We start from the raw sequence: 14,784 nt of genomic DNA, 5'->3' as shown, positions 1-14,784 counted from the left end.
TTCCGTACGGGGGGAAGCCGGTGCGAATCCGGCGCTGACCCGCAACCGTGATCCTCCCCGGCAGCATCGGGGCGGGGAGCCGGATTGCCCCGTTCCGGAGGTGCGCGGCTCGTGCCGCCGGGGCCTCCGGCGGCCGGCACCGTCGAGGTAAACGGAGCCGGAGCCCGGTGCCAGCCTCCGCTGCTGTGCTGCCTGCCTCCGGGTCCCCAGCACGAGAGGCACCCGCCCCGCCATGAACGTCCGCCGCAGCGCCGCCACGCTCGCCGCCTCCGCCGTGCTCTGCGTGGGCGCGGCCCCCGCGGCCCTCGCCGATGTCGCCACCCCGTCCCCGGCGCCCGTGGTCCCCTCCGGGCTCTACGGCAAGAACGACCCGACGTACGACGGAGTGTGGCGGCAGTCGTTCGCGCTGCTCGCCCAGCACACCGTGGGCGTGAAGCCCGCGCAGCAGGCCGTGGACTGGCTCGTCGGGCAGCAGTGCGCCGACGGCGGCTTCGCCTCCTTCCGCGCGGACACCGCCGCCGCGTGCGACGCGAAGACGATGCTCGACACGAACGCCACCGCGGTGGCCGTGCAGGCGCTGAAGGCGCTCGGCGGCCAGGACGCGGTCGTGAAGAAGGGCGTGGACTGGCTGAAGTCCGTCCAGAACGCGGACGGCGGCTGGGCCTACGTCCCCGGCTCCCCGAGCGAGGCCAGCTCCACCTCCGTGGTGATCAGCGCGCTGTCGGCGGCGGGCGAGAAGCCGACCGAGGTCAAGTCCAAGGACGGCAAGTCCGCGTACGAGGGTCTGCTCGCCTTCCAGCTCGGCTGCTCGGCCGAGCCGGCCGCCGACCGGGGTGCCTTCGCCTACCAGCCGACGGCCGACGGCAAGCTCCCCGCCAACGCCGACGCGACGGCCGCCGCCGTACTGGCCGGCCTCGGCAAGGGCGCGCTCGTCTCCCCCTCCTCCTCTCCCACGGACGCCCCCGCGGCCGCGCTCGCCTGCCCGGCGACCGCCGGTGACCCGGCGGCGGCGGCCCAGGGCGCGGCCGGATACCTGGCGCAGGCCCTGAAGAAGGACGGCCACCTCACCGCCCTCACCCCGGGCGCCGACCAGCCGACCCCGGACACCGGCAACACCGCCGACGCGGTCATCGCCCTGGCCGCGGCCGGGCACAAGCAGTCCGCGGCGGGCGCCCTGGAGTGGCTGAAGACCAACTCCGCCGAGTGGTCCAAGGGCAGCCCGGCCGCCCTGGGCACCCTGGTCCTGGCCGCGCACGCGACCGGCACCGACCCGAAGTCCTTCGGCGGCACCGACCTGGTCGCGGCCCTGAACGCGACGGGCCCCGCGCCGCAGAGCGCCTCCGCGAAGGCGTCCGACCAGCCGGCGGAGAAGAAGGACGAGAAGAAGGAGAAGGACTCCGGCAGCAACGTCTGGTGGATGATCCTCGCGGGCGCCGCGGCCGGCATGGGCATCGGCATCGTGCTGAGCGGCCGCCGGAAGAAGAACCAGCTCTGATGCGCCGCCGCCGTCCGGCTCTGCCGGTCCTCGTGCTCGGCGTCATCCTGACGGTGCTGGCCGCCTCGCCCGCCCTGGCCTCGACCTACCGCTACTGGTCGTTCTGGGACGGCGCGGGCGGCACGTGGGCGTACGCCACCCAGGGCCCCTCCTCGCTGCGCCCGGCGGACGGCTCCGTGCAGGGCTTCCACTTCGTGGTGAGCAAGGACGCGGCCGATCAGGCCGCCCCGCCGCGCGCGGACGCCGACTTCGCGGCCATCTGCTCGGGCACCGCCCCGGTGGCGGGCAAGAAGCGGATCGCCCTGGTCATCGACTTCGGCACGCCCGCCGAAGCCCAGGCGGGCGAGACCCCGCCGCAGGACGCTCCGCGCACGGCGTGCGCGCAGGTCGCCCCGGACGCCACGACGGCCGAGGCGCTGGCCGAGGTGGCCAAGCCGCTGCGCTACAACAGCGCGGCGCTGCTGTGCGCGGTCTCGGGCTACCCGAAGCGGGGCTGCGGCGAACCCGTCGAGGACACCGTCACGGCCACGGCAACGGCCACCGCCCCGGGCGAGCCGACCGCCGAATCCGACCCGAACGGCGGGGGCCCGTCGGCGGGCCTCCTCGCGGGCATCGCAGCGGTGGCCGCCCTGGGCGCAGCCGCGTTCTGGCAGTCCCGCCGCCGCACCCGATGACGGACGGCCCCACGCAGGACGGCGGGACGGTCGCCGACGGCGGGCAACCCAGCATCAGGGCCACCCGCTCCCGCCCGCCCACCCGCACGGGTGGTGCGGGTGGGAACCCCGCCCGGCCGCAGGCCGGGCGCACGCCCCACGGCGCGTCAGGCTACGTCCCGCCCCCGACCGGCCCGAACGCCCCCGCCGGGGCGATCCGCACCCCGCGCGTGCCGACGTACAAGAAGAAATGGCAGGCCCCCGAGGCATCGCGTGGCAACGCCCTGCACGCGGGTGCCTGGTGGCTCTGGGCCCTCGGGCTCGCCACCGCCGCCTCCCGGACCACCAACCCGCTGCTCCTCGGCCTGATCGTCGGCGTCGCCGGGTACGTGGTCGCGGCCCGCCGTACCGACGCCCCGTGGGCGCGTTCCTACGGGGCGTTCGTCAAGCTCGGGCTCTTCGTCATCGGGCTGCGCCTCGTCTTCTCCATGCTCCTCGGCTCCCCCATCCCCGGCGCGCACATCCTCTTCACCCTCCCGGAGATCCCGCTCCCGGACTGGACGCAGGGCATCCGGCTGGGTGGCCGGGTCACCGCCGAGCAGCTCGTGTTCGCCTTCTACGAGGGCATGAAGCTGGCCACGCTCCTCATCTGCGTCGGCGCCGCCAACGCCCTCGCGAACCCGGCTCGGCTGCTGAAGTCGCTGCCCGCGGCCCTGTACGAGGTCGGCGTGGCCGTGGTCGTCGCGATGACCTTCGCGCCGAACATGGTCGCGGACGTGGTCCGCCTGCGTACGGCCCGCCGCCTGCGCGGCCGCCCCACGGGCGGGGTCAAGGCGATCCTCCAGATCGGCCTGCCGGTCCTGGAAGGCGCACTGGAACGCTCGGTCGCCATCGCCGCCTCCATGGACGCCCGCGGCTACGGCCGCACCGCGCAGGTCCCGGCCGCCGTGCGCCACACCACCAACGTGCTCACCCTCGGCGGGCTGCTCGGCATCTGCGCGGGCACGTACGGGCTCATGGCGGCGGAGGGCGCCGGATACGGCCTCACCCTCCTCCTCTTCTCCCTCCTCCTGGCCCTGGCCGGGCTGCGCCTCGGCGGCCGCCGGTCGATCCGAACCCGCTACCGGCCCGACCGGTGGGGCGTACGGGCCTGGCTGGTCGCCGGGTCGGGCGCGGCGGTGGCGGCGCTGCTGATCCGGGCCGCGTCCCTGGACCCGGAGGCCCTGCGCCCCGGCGTCGTCCCCCTCGTCGTCCCGACCCTCCCGCTCTGGCCGGCCGCGGCGATCCTCATCGGCCTCCTCCCGGCGCTGGTGGCCCCCCTACCCCCCTCACCGCAGAAGGAGGCACCCCGCCCGTGATCGTCTTCGAAGACGTATCGGTGACCTACGAGGGCGCGACCGCCCCCTCCCTCGCGCACGCCGATTTCACGCTCCCCGAAGGGGAGCTGACCCTCCTGGTCGGCCCCTCCGGCGTCGGCAAGTCCACCCTGCTCGGGGCGGTCTCGGGCCTGGTCCCGCACTTCACCGGCGGCACCCTCAAGGGCCGGGTCACGGTCGCCGGCCGCGACACGCGCACGCACAAGCCGCGGGAACTCGCGGACGTCGTCGGCACGGTCGGCCAGGACCCGCTGGCGCACTTCGTGACGGACGTCGTCGAGGACGAGCTCGCCTACGGCATGGAGTCCCTGGGCCTGCCGCCCTCCGTCATGCGCCGCCGCGTCGAGGAGACCCTCGACCTCCTCGGCCTGAACGACCTGCGCGACCGCCCCATCGCCACCCTGTCCGGAGGCCAGCAGCAGCGGGTGGCGATCGGTTCGGTCCTGACCCCGCACCCGCGCGTCCTGGTCCTGGACGAGCCCACCTCGGCCCTGGACCCGGCGGCGGCGGAAGAAGTCCTGGCCGTCCTGCAACGCCTGGTCCACGACCTGGGCACGACCGTCCTGATGGCGGAGCACCGCCTGGAGCGAGTGGTCCAGTACGCCGACCGCGTCCTGCTCCTCCCCTCCCCCACCGCACCCCCCGTCCTGGGCACCCCGTCGGACATCATGGCCATCTCCCCGGTCCACCCCCCGGTGGTAGCCCTGGGCCGCCTGGCAGCCTGGTCCCCCCTCCCCCTCTCCATCCGAGACGCCCGCCGCCAAGCCACCCCCCTCCGCACCCGCCTCTCCACCATCACCCCACCCCTACCGACCCCACCCCATCCCGAAACGAACACCAAGCCACAGCCGGAAACGACGCCCGGCACGGGCCCCCGTGCCGGTGCTGGGGCGCAGCCCCAGGCTGAGGCCGGGGCGGAGCCCCAGGCTGGTGCCGGGGCGCAGCCCCCGGCCGTGCCCGGAACGGGCCCCCGTGCCGGTGCTGGGGCGCAGCCTCCGGCGGGGTCCGGGGCGCAGCCCCAGGCCACGCCCGGAACGGACCCCCGTGCCGTTGCCGAGGCGCAGCCTCCGGCGGGGTCCGGGGCGCAGCCCCGCAAGGGGTCCGGGGCGCAGCCCCGGGGAACGGGCGAAGGGTGGGTAGGGGACGGCCCCCCGCAGGGCCCCCGCCCCGGCCTGCTCGCCCGGCTGCGCCGCCGCGGCCTCCGCACCCCCCAGCCGACCCCGGCCGGCCCCACCGGAGCCACCGGAGCCACCGGAGCCACCGGAGCCACCGGAGCAACGGGGGCAACGGGGTCCACCCCGGCCACGGTCAAGGCCGTCTCCCTCCGCCGCGGCCGCGCCGAAGTCCTCCGCGACATCAACCTCACCGTGTCGAGGGGCGAGACCATCGCCCTGATGGGCCGCAACGGCGCCGGAAAGTCCACCCTCCTCGCCACCCTCATCGGCACGCTGGAGCCCACCACCGGCCAGGTGACGGTCAGCGGCCGCACGCCCCACCTCACGCCGCCCCCCGAGATGGTGACCCGCGTCGGCCTCGTCCCCCAGGAGCCCCGCGACCTCCTCTACGCGGACACCGTCGCGGCCGAGTGCACCGCCGCCGACCACGACGCCGGCCAGGCGCCCGGCACGTGCCGTGCCCTCGTCGCCGCGCTCCTGCCCGACGTCCCCGACGACACCCACCCGCGCGACCTCTCCGAGGGCCAGCGCCTGGCCCTCGCCCTGGCGCTGGTCCTGACCGGCCGCCCGGCCCTGCTGCTGCTCGACGAGCCGACCCGCGGGCTGGACTACGCCGCCAAGGCCCGCCTCGTGGAGATCCTGCGCGGGCTCGCCGCCGAGGGCCACGCCATCGTCCTGGCCACCCACGACGTGGAGCTCGCGGCAGAGCTGGCCCACCGCGTGGTGATCCTGGCCGGCGGCGAGATCGTCGCGGACGGCCCGACCGCCGAGGTCGTCGTCTCCTCCCCCGCCTTCGCCCCGCAGGTGGCCAAGATCCTGGCCCCGGGCCACTGGCTCACGGTCTCCCAGGTCGAGGCGGCCCTCTCCACGCAGGCCGACTCATGAGCACCCCCACCCCGGACCCCACCCCCGCCCGCACCCCGGCCGCGAGCCGCCCCGCCGCCCCGGCCGTCCGCCCCCGTTCCCGCCCCCTCCGCATCGGCCCCCGCGCCGCCACCGCCCTGGCCCTCGTCACCCTCATCGGTCTCGCCGGCTTCGGCTGGCCGCTCCTCGCCGACCGCCAGTCCGGTTTCGCCCACGCCCAGGACGCCCCCTGGCTCTTCGCGGCCCTGCTCCCCCTCCTGGTCGGTGTGGTCGTCGCGACCATCTCCGACGACGGGGTGGACGCCAAGGCCGTCGCCATGCTCGGCGTACTGGCCGCGGTGGGGGCCGTGCTGCGCCCGCTCGGCGCCGGTACGGCCGGTCTGGAGCCCATGTTCTTCCTGATGGTGCTGAGCGGCCGGGTCCTCGGCCCGGGCTTCGGCTTCGTCCTGGGCGCGGTCACGATGTTCGCGTCGGCCCTGCTCACGGGTGGTGTCGGGCCGTGGATGCCGTTCCAGATGCTGGCCATGGGCTGGTTCTCGCTGGGCGCCGGGCTGCTGCCGGGTCCGGACCGGATCCGCGGGCGGGCCGAGCTGGCGATGCTCGCGCTGTACGGGTTCCTCGGCTCGTTCGCGTACGGCACGATCATGAACCTTCAGGGCTGGGTGATCCTGCAGGGCATGGGCCAGGGCATCTCCTTCCACCCCGGGGACCCCGTCCCGGCGAACCTCGCGCGCTTCCTCGCGTACTGCCTGGCGACCTCGCTGGGCTGGGACCTGGGCCGGGCCGCGCTCACCGTCGTACTGACCCTCACGATCGGCGCGACCCTGCTGAGGGCGTTGCGGCGGGCGACCCGGAAAGCGGCGTTCGACGCGCCTGTGGCCTTCGATCTGGGGGTCATAAATCCACCCAAACCTTCCCCTGGAAGGCGTACGAACAGCCACGGAGGGTGAGATCCGGGCCGTCCGCCGGTGACCCGCCCCACAGGACCTAGGTCACATACGACCCGGGATAGTAGTCCTTGAACGGCCCGCGCCCACCCCCGTACACGGCCCCCCACCAGCGGCGATGCCCACCCACCCCAAGAGGGGCCGTTGCACCCCGGCTGCGAGGACCACTAGTAAGAGGGGTCGTTGCCAGGCGCGCTCTACCCCCGTAGAACTGGATGAGTCGCAAGGCGGACGGAGACCCCCGGGTCTCCCGCTCCCGCCGGTGAGCCCCTCTCTTTCACGTGAGTGGCTCGTGCACGCCTGCGACTGTCCTTGCCCCCGTCGAAAGGTCCGTCCGTGTCCAACGCCGTCATCCGCCGCATCGCCGCTTCGAAGAAGACCCTCGTCGGTTCCGTCCTCGCCCTGGGTGTCGCCGGCTCCATGCTGGCCGCCGTTCCCGCGCAGGCCGCCCCGATGAGTGCCAAGGCGATCGCTCAGCAGATGATCAAGGACCCGGCGCAGTTCGCGGCGTTCAACAACATCGTTTCCCGTGAGAGCGGCTGGGACCACACCGCCACGAACTCTTCCTCGGGTGCCTACGGCCTGGTCCAGGCCCTGCCGGCCTCGAAGATGTCCTCGGCGGGCTCGGACTGGAAGACCAACCCGGCCACCCAGATCAAGTGGGGCCTGGACTACATGAACTCCCGCTACGGCAGCCCCGAGGGCGCCTGGAGCTTCTGGCAGAACCACCACTGGTACTAAACCACCAGCGGCAGCAGACGAAGCGGTATCGCAGCGGTACTCACGCAGCACCCGCTCAGTACCCACGCACCGCATGCGAAGGCCCCGGCGGCCGACCTCCCCAGGTCCGGCCACCGGGGCCTTCGCGATCCCATCCCACTGGGTCCAGAGGCGGCGCAGCAGTGCTAGAGCCGCTGGATGATGGTGCCCGTCGCCAGCGCGCCACCCGCACACATGGTGATCAGCGCGAACTCCTTGTCCCGGCGCTCCAGCTCGTGCAGCGCGGTGGTGATCAGGCGGGCTCCGGTCGCGCCGACGGGGTGGCCGAGCGCGATGCCGCCGCCGTTGACGTTGACCTTCTCCAGGTCCTGGTCGAAGACCTGGGCCCAGCTGAGGACGACGGAGGCGAAGGCCTCGTTGATCTCGACGAGGTCGATGTCCTTGAGGGACATGCCGGCCTTGCCCAGCACGGCCCGCGTCGCGTCGATCGGCCCGTCGAGGTGGAAGTGCGGGTCGGAGCCGACCAGGGTCTGGGCGACGATCCGGGCGCGCGGCCGCAGCTTGAGCGCGCGGGCCATCTTGCGCGAGGCCCACATCACGGCGGCCGCGCCGTCGGATATCTGCGAGGAGTTCCCGGCGGTGTGCACGGCGGTCGGCATGACCGGCTTGAGCCGGGCGAGCGCCTCCATGGAGGTGTCGCGCAGGCCCTCGTCCCGGTCGACCAGCCGCCACATGCCCTGCCCGGCGGCCTGCTCGGCCTCCGTGGTGGGCACCTGCACGGCGAAGGTCTCGCGCTTGAACCGCTCCTCGGCCCACGCGGCGGCGGCCCGCTGCTGGGACAGGACCCCGAGCTTGTCCACGTCCTCGCGGGTCAGGCCCCGGTGGCGGGCGATGCGCTCGGCGGCCTCGAACTGGTTGGGGAGATCGACGTTCCACTCGTCCGGGAAGGGCTTGCCGGGGCCGTGCTTGGATCCGGAACCGAGCGGTACGCGGCTCATGGCCTCGACCCCGCAGGCGATGCCGATGTCCATGACTCCGCCGGAGATCATGTTGGCGACCATGTGGTTGGCCTGCTGGGAGCTGCCGCACTGACAGTCCACGGTGGTCGCGGCGGTCTCGTACGGGAGGCCCATGGCCAGCCAGGCGTTGCGGGCCGGGTTCATCGACTGCTCGCCGGCGTGGGTGACGGTGCCGCCGACGATCTGCTCCACGCAGTCGGGCTGGATGCCGGTGCGGGCGAGGAGCTCGCGGTAGGTCTCGCCGAGAAGGTAGGCGGGGTGAAGATTGGCGAGCGCGCCCCCGCGCTTGCCGATGGGGGTGCGTACGGCTTCGACGATGACGGGTTCCGCGGCCATGAGCTCGTCCTCTCCTGCTCCTGCGTAGCGCACAGCGCGCATCGGCTAGCGCGCCTCAGCTGACGGGCGGGCCGTCCCGGCGCCCCACCCGAACTAGTACGCGTTCTAGTTCTCCCCGCAGTCTTATGACCAGAACACCCGGTACGCAAGGGTCTTGCACGCGGCTTCCACGGATTCCACACGCAACAGTTGGCGCGGGGCCCCTTGTCACTTCTAGAACTCGTTACTACCTTCAAGCCAACTTCTGATGGGCCGTCAGACTTTGGAGCCGCCCGATGACCTGCCCCGCACTGCCCGAAGGCTTCGATGCCACCGACCCGGACGTACTCCAAGACCGGGTCCCCTACCCCGAGTTCGCATCGCTGCGGCAGACCGCACCCGTGTGGTGGTGCCCGCAGCAGCGGGGCATCACCGGCTTCGACGACGAGGGGTACTGGGCCGTCACCCGGCACGCGGACGTCAAGTACATCTCCACGCACCCGGAGTTGTTCTCCTCCACGACGAACACGGCGATCATCCGCTTCAACGAGCACATCCAGCGCGAGACCATAGATGCCCAGCGATTGATCATGTTGAACATGGATCCGCCGGAACACACCCGCGTACGCCAGATCGTGCAGCGCGGCTTCACCCCGCGGGCCATCCGCGGGCTGGAGGACGCCCTGCGCGACCGGGCCCGCAAGATCGTCGCCGAGGCCCTCGAAGCCTCGGCGGACGGCAGCTTCGACTTCGTCACCCAAGTGGCGTGCGAGCTCCCGCTGCAGGCCATCGCCGAGCTGATCGGCGTACCTCAGGAGGACCGGTCCCGGATCTTCGACTGGTCGAACAAGATGATCGCGTACGACGACCCGGAGTACGCGATCACCGCCGAGGTCGGCGGCAACGCCGCGGCGGAGCTGATCGGTTACGCGATGAACCTGTCCGCCGCCCGCAAGGAATGCCCGGCCAAGGACATCGTCACGCAGCTGGTCGCCGCCGAGGGCCAGGGCAACCTGGGCTCCGACGAGTTCGGCTTCTTCGTCCTCCTGCTGGCGGTCGCGGGCAACGAGACCACCCGCAACGCCATCAGCCACGGCATGCACGCCTTCCTGACCCACCCCGAGCAGTGGGAGCTGTACAAGGCGACCCGGCCCTCGACGGCGGCCGAGGAGATCGTCCGCTGGGCCACCCCCGTGGTGTCCTTCCAGCGCACCGCGACCCAGGACACCGAACTGGGCGGGCAGAAGATCAAGGCCGGCGACCGCGTCGGCATGTTCTACTCCTCCGCCAACCACGACCCCGAGGTCTTCGAGAACCCCGACGTCTTCGACATCACCCGCGACCCGAACCCACACCTGGGCTTCGGCGGCGGCGGGCCGCACTTCTGCCTCGGCAAGTCGCTGGCCATCATGGAGATCGACCTGATGTTCAACGCCCTGGCCGACGCCCTGCCGGACCTGCGCCTCGCCGGAGAGGACCCGCGCCGGCTGCGCGCGGCCTGGCTGAACGGCATCAAGGAACTGCGGGTCAGCCACGGCTGACCCGTGATCCAGGACGGCAGGGGCCCCACCTCCCACGCACGGCCCCTGCCGTCCCTCGGTTGTTACTTGCCAGTCACCGGTCGTTACCATCCCGCCACCTTCGGGATCATTGCCTTGGCGGCGGACCGGACCCCAGACTGCCCGGATGAACCTCGATGACCCCAGCGCGAGACGGTGGCAGCGGCTGCCCACGACGTGGCAGCGGATGGTCGATCTCGGCGACGGTTCCGAGCCCATGAGCCAGGGGGTCCTGGCCCTCATCGAGGCCGCCGGCGAACAGCCGGAACTCCGCCGGCTGTACCCGTACACCAGCCACTTCACCCTCTGGTTCAGCGCCTCCGCCGGCCACCCCTTCGCCGTGACCGCCCCGGCCGTAGAACCCCTCCCCAACGGCCGCTTCCGCGTCCGAGGCCCCCGCCAAACCACCATCCTCGGCGAAACGGACACGGCCCGGGCGGCGATAGCCCTGGTCGTATCCCACCTACCGGCCGAATAGTCCGACCGGGGTCCAGCCCCCATCCGCCCTATCCAGCCCCAATCCAGACCCAGCTCCCGCCGGCCTCAATCCAGCCCCGCCACCCCAAATCCAGCTCCCGCCGGCCCAAATCCAGCCCCGCCGGCGTTTGAGGCGCGGGGGTCCGGGGGCAGCGCCCCCGGCAACGGCCCCGCACGGTCGGGGGTCCGGGGCACAGCCCCGAGGGGTCCGGGGCGCAGCCCCGGGGAACGGGCGAAGGGTGGGTAGGGGACAGCCCCGCAGGGCCCGCCGACGTCGCCCGCCCCGCACGCGCCCCCGCCCCGAGTGGCGAAAGCCACCCCACAGGCGGATTCTGACAGAACGCGGCGATCCATCGCGAAGGGGCGCCGGGGCGGGCTGCTACACCGCCCCGTCACCCCTTCGTCGACGCCGGCCAGCCGGCCAGGCGACCAACCGGCTAGGCCCGAGTCCGCTCAGCGGACCCCGCTCCGACCCGCTCCGGCCGCCGAGGCCGCGGCACGGCCACCCCGGCCGGCACGGCATCGCCCCGGGGCCCCGACAGCACGTAGACGAGCCCGAACCCGGCCCCGACGACGAGCGCGCCCCCGACCGCGTCGAGCACCCAGTGGTTGGCCGTGGCCACGATCGCGCACACCGTGATCGTCGGGTGCAGCGCACCCAGCAGCTTCTGCCAGCCCCTCGGCGCGATCATGACGATCACGATCCCGCACCACAGCGACCAGCCGAAGTGCAGCGAGGGCATCGCCGCGTACTGATTCGAGATCGCGGTCATGGCCCCGTAGCTCGGGTTCGCCAGGTCCTGCACCCCGTGCACGGTGTCGACGTAGCCCATGCCGGGCATGAGCCGCGGCGGCGCCAGCGGATACAGCCAGAACCCTATGAGCGCCAGCACCGTCGCCAGGCCCAGCGAGGCCCGCGCCCAGCGGTAGTCCTTGGGCCGGCGCCAGTACAGGACGGCCAGTATCGCCAGCGGGACCACGAAGTGGAAGGAGGTGTAGTAGAAGTTGAAGAACGCCTCCAGCCAGGGCGTGTTCACCACCGCGTGGTTCACGGCGTGCTCGATGTCGATGCCGAGCGCCTTCTCGATCCCGTGAATCTGGCTCCCGTTGCCCTCCGCCAGACTCCGGCTGGTGGGGGCGGCGGCCCGGATGTGCGAGTAGAGCGAGTACCCGACCCGTATCAGGAGCAGTTCCAGCAGCAGGTTCGGACGCGACAGCACCCGCCGCCAGAACGGCAGCAGCGGCACCCGCGACCACCGCGCGGGCGCGGGCCGCCCGTAGGCGGTGGGGACCGGCTCGCGCCAGTACGGGGAGGAGCGCGGCAGGAACGGCACCGCGCAGGCCGCCGCGAGGGCCGCGAGCAGCAGCACGTTGTCCCGTACGGGGGCCAGCGCGACCAGGTTGGGCAGCAGGACGTCGCTGGGCAGGGTCATGGCGAGGACCACGGCCACCGGCCACACGGGCCGGTCGGCGGCCCGCTTGCCGACCTTGCCGGCGACCGCGAGCAGCACCCACAGCATCTGGTGGCGCCACCCGGTCGGGGACACGGCGACGGCCACGCAGCCGGTGATCGCGACGGCGAGCAGCAGCTGGCCGTCACGGGCGTAGCGGGCTGCGCGGCGCAGGCCGATCCACACGATCGGAGCCGCGAGGGCGGCGTAGAGCAGGATCTCGCCGGGGCCGGAGAGGCCCAGGCGCAGCAGGGCGCCGTGCACGGACTGGTTGGCGATGCTGCCGGGTGCGCCGCCGAGGCCGGTGCCGGCCAGGTGCTGGACCCAGTACGTCCACGAGTCGCCGGGCAGCGCCGCCCAGGACAGCGCGGTGGCGCCGGCGAAGGTCACGGCGGCGGAGCGCGCGGTGACCCGGCGCCCGGACAGCCAGAGCAGTGGCGCGAAGAGCAGCAGCGCGGGCTGCAGGGCTGCGGCCAGGCCGATCAGGAAGCCGGAGGGGCGCTCGCTCGGGACCCGGAACACGGCGAGGAGCACCAACAGCACCGGCAGCACGGCGGTCTGCCCGGGCAGGGCGGCTTCGCGGACGGGCAGCGAGACCATCATCAGCGCGACCAGCACGGGCGCGGCGAGCAGCGCGGTGCGCCGCGGCACGGGGTCGGGCAGGGCGCGCGCGGCGACCAGCCCGACGGCGGCGACGAGCAGCAGCGTCACGCAGGTCCAGGCCACCTCCAGGGAGGGCGCGGCGAGCCCCAGGAGCGGTTTGAGGACCAGCCCCGCGAAGGGCGTCCCCGTGAACTGGCCGCTCCCATAGAGCGAGCCGGGCAGGCCGCCCGGGAGGTGGAAGCCGCTGAGCCACTCGCCCGGTGGCACGCGCAGCACTACCGCGGCCTGCCTGACGGCGAGCAGCAGGGCCAGTGCCCACAGCATGAGGCGCGCCGCCCCGAGCCTGCCGCCGCCGCTACCGCCTATGACCCCGGCATGTCCGTTCGCACCACTGTGCTCCGCCGCGTTAGCCACGCCTCGCCGGCCTCCCGCCCTGTTGACCGCAACCCTGACTTCGCCTGGCTGCCGCGTTTCGTACCGCGTTTCATACCGCGTGCTTCATTTACCCGGACGACGATATCCCCCGCGCGATACCTAGGATGGCGGGCATGAGCATCGTGAAGATCAACGCCCTCACCGTCCCGGACGAACAGCGGGAGGTTCTGGAGCAGCGGTTCGCCTCCCGTGCGGGCTCCGTGGAGAGCTCGGACGGCTTCGAATGGTTCGAGCTGCTGCGCCCCGTCGAGGGCACGGACCAGTATCTCGTGTACACGCGGTGGCGTTCCGAGGCGGACTTCCAGGCGTGGATGGACGGGCCCATGAAGGCGGCCCACCAGGGCGGCGGCGCGGGGCGCCCGGGTGGCGCTCCGGCGGGCGGCGAGGGCTCCGAGGGCGGTGCGGAGCGGCCGAAGCCCGCTGCCACGGGCTCGACGGTGTGGTCGTTCGAGGTCGTGCAGCAGGCGGCGCCGAAGCAGGGCTGAGCGTTGGAAGGGCCCGGAGCCGCGGCTCCGGGCCCTTCTCGGTTTCCTGGGGGCTCAGGCCCAGAAGGCGTCGGTCTCCTCGATGTCCTCGGTGCAGACGTCGAGGTCGCTGATCTTTCCGGCGACGATCGTGAAGAAGATCCCCTCGTGGATCTCGATCCCGCGGTCACCGCGGTCGGCGCGCGTTGTGTGGAAACTCATGACGTGGCCGCGGCCGTCGGCGAGCACTTTGTCCAGATGTACGTTGAATGTGCCGTTCGTCTCCTCGCCGAGTCGGCGGTAGAGGTCGAAGACGGCTTCCCGGCCCTTGTGGTGCCCTGAGAGGGGGCCGCTCCCGGGCATGTGCTGGATGACGTCGGCCGTCATCATCGTGCTCAGCTTCTCCATGTCGCCCCGGCCGAACGCCTCGTAGCCGCGGCGGATCAGGGCACAGTCAGGATGCTCCGACATGACGGTCACGCCCTTCGTGGGAACGGTTTGCCCTTTTTCCTATCATCGGCCCGGCCCTGTGGATATTCCAGCGCGGGCGGCGGTGGGCGGCTCCACAATGACGTCATGACCAGCAGAGAGACCCCCACCACGACTACGACTGCAACTACGACTACGCCTACGCCTACGGCTACGACTACGGCTACGACCGGGACTGCGACCGGGGCCGGTACCGGGAGCACGGCCGGGGCCACCCCTCCGTCCCAGTCCCCGCCCCCGTCCCACGCCCCGGCCGGGACCTGGCAGGTTGCCGCCGAGCCGTTCACCACTCCGGACGCCACGCTGCTGCGCCGCGCCTACTACGCGGAGGTGGCCGGGCGGTACTGGCGGCGGTCCGTCACCGAGGCCGAGATCGACCAGGGCCTCCTGGACTTCCCGGACGACGAGCTCACGGCGCCGACGGGCCGGTTCGTGGTCGGCAGACTCGACGGCCTGCCCCTCGCCTGCGGAGGGATACGTCTCCTGGACCCCGTCACCGCCGAGCTCACCCGGGTGTACGTGGACCCGCGCGCCCGCGGCACGGGCGGCGGGGCGGCCCTGCTCCGGGTCCTGGAGGACGCCGGCCGCGCGCTGGGCGCCGAGCGGGTCCGGCTGGACACCCGGTCCGACCTGGTGGAGGCCCGCGCGTTGTACGCGCGCCAGGGGTACGCGGAGATACCCGCGTACAGCTCCGGTCCCTACGCCGAGCACTGGTTCGAGAAGCGCCTGGTCTGACCGGCAC

At 73.0% G+C, this 14,784-nt stretch carries 13 protein-coding genes and 1 riboswitch; of the genes, 10 read left to right on the top strand and 3 right to left on the bottom strand.

Annotated elements, in window-relative coordinates:
* Nucleotides 1-10: 10 nt before the first annotated feature.
* Nucleotides 11-90, top strand: a riboswitch (cobalamin riboswitch).
* 142 nt (nt 91-232) lie between these two features.
* From OG276_RS26580 to OG276_RS26555, 6 genes are all read left to right on the top strand, one after another.
* On the top strand, nt 233-1,495 hold the full coding sequence (locus OG276_RS26580; RefSeq protein WP_266909216.1) for a prenyltransferase/squalene oxidase repeat-containing protein: 1,263 nt from the start codon (nt 233-235) through the stop codon (nt 1,493-1,495).
* Nucleotides 1,495-2,169 (top strand): SCO2322 family protein, encoded by a 675-nt coding sequence (locus OG276_RS26575; protein WP_266909215.1) that lies wholly within the window; start codon nt 1,495-1,497, stop codon nt 2,167-2,169. The genes OG276_RS26580 and OG276_RS26575 overlap by 1 nt, the downstream gene beginning before the upstream one ends.
* Nucleotides 2,166-3,506: an energy-coupling factor transporter transmembrane component T gene (locus OG276_RS26570; protein WP_266909214.1), complete on the top strand. Its 1,341-nt coding sequence runs from the start codon at nt 2,166-2,168 to the stop codon at nt 3,504-3,506. The genes OG276_RS26575 and OG276_RS26570 overlap by 4 nt, the downstream gene beginning before the upstream one ends.
* On the top strand, nt 3,503-5,584 hold the full coding sequence (locus OG276_RS26565; RefSeq protein ID WP_266909213.1) for an ABC transporter ATP-binding protein: 2,082 nt from the start codon (nt 3,503-3,505) through the stop codon (nt 5,582-5,584). The genes OG276_RS26570 and OG276_RS26565 overlap by 4 nt, the downstream gene beginning before the upstream one ends.
* A complete protein-coding gene (locus OG276_RS26560) occupies nt 5,581-6,513 on the top strand; it encodes an ECF transporter S component (protein ID WP_266909212.1) in 933 nt (310 codons plus the stop codon). The genes OG276_RS26565 and OG276_RS26560 overlap by 4 nt, the downstream gene beginning before the upstream one ends.
* A gap of 333 nt (nt 6,514-6,846) precedes the next feature.
* A complete protein-coding gene (locus OG276_RS26555) occupies nt 6,847-7,251 on the top strand; it encodes a transglycosylase SLT domain-containing protein (RefSeq protein WP_266909211.1) in 405 nt (134 codons plus the stop codon).
* A gap of 164 nt (nt 7,252-7,415) precedes the next feature.
* Here the strand turns inward: OG276_RS26555 and OG276_RS26550 are convergent, their stop codons facing one another.
* Nucleotides 7,416-8,585 carry a steroid 3-ketoacyl-CoA thiolase gene (locus OG276_RS26550; protein WP_266877343.1) on the bottom strand — a complete coding sequence of 390 codons (1,170 nt, stop codon included), beginning with the start codon at nt 8,583-8,585 and terminating at the stop codon, nt 7,416-7,418.
* Nucleotides 8,586-8,860: 275 nt separating this feature from the next.
* Between OG276_RS26550 and OG276_RS26545 the strand changes: the two genes are divergently transcribed.
* Both OG276_RS26545 and OG276_RS26540 read left to right on the top strand, forming a co-directional pair.
* The gene (locus OG276_RS26545) at nt 8,861-10,105 is read left to right on the top strand and encodes a cytochrome P450 (protein ID WP_266909210.1); all 1,245 of its coding nucleotides are present in this window, start codon (nt 8,861-8,863) and stop codon (nt 10,103-10,105) included.
* Between the two features lie 145 nt (nt 10,106-10,250).
* A complete protein-coding gene (locus tag OG276_RS26540; protein WP_266909209.1) occupies nt 10,251-10,601 on the top strand; it encodes a DUF6193 family natural product biosynthesis protein in 351 nt (116 codons plus the stop codon).
* A gap of 436 nt (nt 10,602-11,037) precedes the next feature.
* Here OG276_RS26540 and OG276_RS26535 read toward each other — a convergent pair whose 3' ends face one another.
* Nucleotides 11,038-12,978: a bifunctional glycosyltransferase 87/phosphatase PAP2 family protein gene (locus OG276_RS26535; protein ID WP_266913119.1), complete on the bottom strand. Its 1,941-nt coding sequence runs from the start codon at nt 12,976-12,978 to the stop codon at nt 11,038-11,040.
* Nucleotides 12,979-13,202: 224 nt separating this feature from the next.
* Between OG276_RS26535 and OG276_RS26530 the strand changes: the two genes are divergently transcribed.
* Nucleotides 13,203-13,574 (top strand): antibiotic biosynthesis monooxygenase, encoded by a 372-nt coding sequence (locus tag OG276_RS26530; protein ID WP_266909208.1) that lies wholly within the window; start codon nt 13,203-13,205, stop codon nt 13,572-13,574.
* Between the two features lie 54 nt (nt 13,575-13,628).
* Here the strand turns inward: OG276_RS26530 and OG276_RS26525 are convergent, their stop codons facing one another.
* The gene (locus tag OG276_RS26525) at nt 13,629-14,024 is read right to left on the bottom strand and encodes a nuclear transport factor 2 family protein (protein WP_266909207.1); all 396 of its coding nucleotides are present in this window, start codon (nt 14,022-14,024) and stop codon (nt 13,629-13,631) included.
* 321 nt (nt 14,025-14,345) lie between these two features.
* Between OG276_RS26525 and OG276_RS26520 the strand changes: the two genes are divergently transcribed.
* Nucleotides 14,346-14,777 (top strand): GNAT family N-acetyltransferase, encoded by a 432-nt coding sequence (locus tag OG276_RS26520; protein ID WP_266913117.1) that lies wholly within the window; start codon nt 14,346-14,348, stop codon nt 14,775-14,777.
* Nucleotides 14,778-14,784 lie beyond the last annotated feature (7 nt).

The sequence above is a fragment of the Streptomyces sp. NBC_00086 genome, from assembly GCF_026343255.1.
Classification (GTDB): Bacteria; Actinomycetota; Actinomycetes; order Streptomycetales; family Streptomycetaceae; genus Streptomyces.
The sequence above is the reverse complement of the archived record's forward strand: the minus strand, read 5'-3'. Positions and strand labels throughout refer to the sequence as shown.

Coding starts and splice junctions, on each gene's coding strand:
- OG276_RS26530 (WP_266909208.1), top strand. CDS start 13,203: ATGAGCATCGTGAAGATCAACGCCCTCACCGTCCCGGACGAACAGCGG.
- OG276_RS26525 (WP_266909207.1), bottom strand. CDS start 14,024: ATGTCGGAGCATCCTGACTGTGCCCTGATCCGCCGCGGCTACGAGGCG.
- OG276_RS26550 (WP_266877343.1), bottom strand. CDS start 8,585: ATGGCCGCGGAACCCGTCATCGTCGAAGCCGTACGCACCCCCATCGGC.
- OG276_RS26545 (WP_266909210.1), top strand. CDS start 8,861: ATGACCTGCCCCGCACTGCCCGAAGGCTTCGATGCCACCGACCCGGAC.
- OG276_RS26570 (WP_266909214.1), top strand. CDS start 2,166: ATGACGGACGGCCCCACGCAGGACGGCGGGACGGTCGCCGACGGCGGG.
- OG276_RS26535 (WP_266913119.1), bottom strand. CDS start 12,978: ATGCTGTGGGCACTGGCCCTGCTGCTCGCCGTCAGGCAGGCCGCGGTA.
- OG276_RS26575 (WP_266909215.1), top strand. CDS start 1,495: ATGCGCCGCCGCCGTCCGGCTCTGCCGGTCCTCGTGCTCGGCGTCATC.
- OG276_RS26580 (WP_266909216.1), top strand. CDS start 233: ATGAACGTCCGCCGCAGCGCCGCCACGCTCGCCGCCTCCGCCGTGCTC.
- OG276_RS26540 (WP_266909209.1), top strand. CDS start 10,251: ATGAACCTCGATGACCCCAGCGCGAGACGGTGGCAGCGGCTGCCCACG.
- OG276_RS26560 (WP_266909212.1), top strand. CDS start 5,581: ATGAGCACCCCCACCCCGGACCCCACCCCCGCCCGCACCCCGGCCGCG.